Annotated in this window: 3 protein-coding genes and 1 pseudogene; 2 read left to right on the top strand and 2 right to left on the bottom strand. The window is 72.9% G+C overall.

All coding sequences use genetic code 11. From position 1 onward, the window contains the following. Both ACY5KJ_RS19670 and ACY5KJ_RS19665 read right to left on the bottom strand, forming a co-directional pair. Nucleotides 1-262: pseudogene (locus ACY5KJ_RS19670) on the bottom strand (hypothetical protein); the annotation flags it as partial. A 154-nt stretch (nucleotides 263-416) separates the two neighbouring features. Further along, nucleotides 417-1,070 (bottom strand): O-methyltransferase, encoded by a 654-nt coding sequence (locus ACY5KJ_RS19665; RefSeq protein WP_011438208.1) that lies wholly within the window; start codon nucleotides 1,068-1,070, stop codon nucleotides 417-419. A 165-nt stretch (nucleotides 1,071-1,235) separates the two neighbouring features. Here ACY5KJ_RS19665 and sigE point away from each other — a divergent pair, with 165 nt between their 5' ends. Together sigE and ACY5KJ_RS19655 are read left to right on the top strand one after the other, a co-directional pair. After that, a complete protein-coding gene (gene sigE, locus ACY5KJ_RS19660) occupies nucleotides 1,236-2,042 on the top strand; it encodes an RNA polymerase sigma factor SigE (RefSeq protein ID WP_462188599.1) in 807 nt (268 codons plus the stop codon). Then, the gene (locus ACY5KJ_RS19655; RefSeq protein WP_462204061.1) at nucleotides 2,039-2,398 is read left to right on the top strand and encodes an anti-sigma factor family protein; all 360 of its coding nucleotides are present in this window, start codon (nucleotides 2,039-2,041) and stop codon (nucleotides 2,396-2,398) included. The genes sigE and ACY5KJ_RS19655 overlap by 4 nt, the downstream gene beginning before the upstream one ends. Nucleotides 2,399-2,589: the final 191 nt, after the last annotated feature.

The raw sequence follows: 2,589 nt of genomic DNA, 5'->3' as shown, positions 1-2,589 counted from the left end.
GTACGGCCGGGTGGGCGGAGCGCGCGCCGTGCGCCGGCCCCACCAGGCGGTTCAGCGTGTAACCGGCAATCCCGGCCAGGACCGCCACGACGAGGACGAACGTGATGTAGGGCAGCAGGCTCTCACGTGGGGCGGGCGGCGGCTCGGCGCGGCTGTCATAGGCGTCCCTGGCCCGGCTGTCATAGGCGTCGAAGTCGCCGTAGTTGCCGTGGTCGCCGTCGTAGACGTCATAGCGCCGGTACTCCTGTGCGGCCGGTGCCATTTACTCCCCAAGGCGTAGGAATGTCACGCTTAAGCGCACCTTACGCGTCCACCGAGGAGCCACCGGGTACCGGCACGATCAGCTGGCCCCGATCGTGTTACCGCGGACCGGTCACCCCGACCGGGGTGCCTGGCCAGCCGGCCGGGGTGTCTGCTCAGCCGACCGGGGAGGACTTGGCGACCACGGCGACCAGGAGGCCACCGCCGGTGGTGAGGAGCATCTGGGTGAGCCGCACATCGTCACGTACAGCCGTGGCGAGTTCGCGGACCGCCACCGCCTCGGGGCCGGTGGCCTGGCCTTGAGCCAGGGCCAGCACGCTGGCGAACGCCACCACGCCGCCCGGCCGCAGCAGCCGCAGGGCCTGGGTGAGGTACTCGGTGCCCTCACGCCGGTCCGCGTCACAGAACACGAGGTCATAGGCGCCGTCGGTCAGGCGGGGGAGAACGTCGAGGGCGCGGCCGGTGATCAGCCGGCTGCGCCCCGGGGTCATCCCCGCGTCGGCGTAGGTGCGCCGAGCCAGCCGAAGGTGCTCGGCCTCGACGTCGATGGTGGTCAGGGTCCCGTCGGGCCGCATCCCGCGCAACAGCCAGGTACCGGAGACCCCGGTACCCGTGCCGATCTCGACCACCGCGCGGGCGCCCACGGCGGCGGCGAGGAAGCGCAGGACCGCGCCGGTACCCGGGCTGACCGGGACGATCCCGACCTCCTCGGCTCGGGCGCGGGCAGCGCGAAGGATCGGGTCTTCCAGCAGGAAGCCCTCTGCATAGGCGGCGGCGGACTCGAGCTCGCCGATGTCAGTGTCCGGCATGACTTCCGCAGCCTACGGGAACGGGAGACCAGGGACGCGCGTTCATCTGGTCAACGCGCATCGTGTCGAGGATCGAGGGGAGAAACGTCGGTGTCCGCAGCGGGATTCGCCGCTCCCTGGCCGGCTCGTCGGGTACGTTTGACGCGAACCGACCGAGAGGCGGCCGTGGCTGCTCAGGACCCCGGGGCGGGCTCGGACGCCGCCGGCGTCGCCGCCACCGCAGAAGCTCCTGGTTGGGTTCCTCCTTCCTGGGAAGACGTGGTCCGTGAGCACGGCAACCGGGTCTACCGCCTCGCCTACCGCCTCACCGGTAACGCCCACGACGCCGAGGACCTGACGCAGGACGTGTTCGTTCGGGTGTTCCGGTCGTTGGCGGACTACACCCCCGGCACCTTCGAGGGGTGGCTGCACCGGATCACCACCAACCTCTTCCTCGATCGCATGCGTCGCCAGCAGAAGATCCGGTTCGATGCGCTGCCCGAGGACACCGAGCGGCTGGCCGGCCGCGAGGCGAGCCCGGAGGCGGTCTACGCCGAGGCTCATCTCGACGCGGACGTCGAGGCCGCGCTCGCCGCTCTGCCGCCCGACTTCCGGGCCGCCGTCGTGCTATGCGACATCGAGCAGCTCTCCTACGAAGAGATCGCTCAGACGCTGGGCGTGAAACTGGGCACAGTGCGCAGCCGGATCTCGCGCGGTCGGGCGATGTTGCGCGCGGCGCTGGCCGATCGCGCGCCACGTACCGGTGACGGTGCCGCGTTGTCCGCCGCCGTGGCGGTCTCGGACGACGCCCTTCTCGCCGCGGAGCCCGCCGTCGGGCCGGCGGCGGAGCTCGCCGAGGCGGACGCGGCGCCGCCGGGCACGACCAGACCGCATCGGGGCCGAGGCGACGACGGGCGGCTCAGAAGCGGGGGACGGCATGGGCCCGTCGCCGCCGGGAGCAAGGGTGGTGCTCCGCGGGAGCGGCGGGCGTGACCGAGCATCTCGGCGATCGGATCTCGCCTCTCATCGACCATCAGCTCGATCATGACGCTCGCGACCGCGCGCTCGCGCATCTTGCCTGCTGCGGGGAGTGCCAGCGGGAGGTGGCGGCCCTGCGGATAGTCAAGGCACGGCTGGTCGCCCTCGATGGCCCGGATCTTCCTGGCGGCCTCGCGGTCTGGCTGCTCAGCCTGGGCGGTCCGGCCGCGGTGCCCGCGTCCTCCCCGGGTTCGCCCCAACAGCCCCAGTGGTCCCCACAGGCCCATCGCTCCCAGTTCCGTCCTGCGCCGGACAGGCGGGGCCCCACCCGTGTCTCGACCCGGCCAGGCGTCCCGGGGCGTTCACGGTGACAGTACCGGCCCTGCTGCCGCGTTCCGCCGAGCTCCGACAGCCCCCCTCCGATCCTCGCCCGGGCGCCGGCACTCGTCCGGCCTCGCCCAGGCTCGCCGCTCGACCGGCGCCTGGAGCCACCGGCGGGGCGGCGCGTGGTCTGGGTCAGGCGGGCCGTCCCGCGCCGGGGCCCGCGCGCCAGCGCCTGCGG

The organism is Frankia sp. CcWB3 (assembly GCF_977927595.1).
Note: the sequence above shows the minus strand (reverse complement) of the source record. Positions and strands in the feature narration are given on the sequence as shown.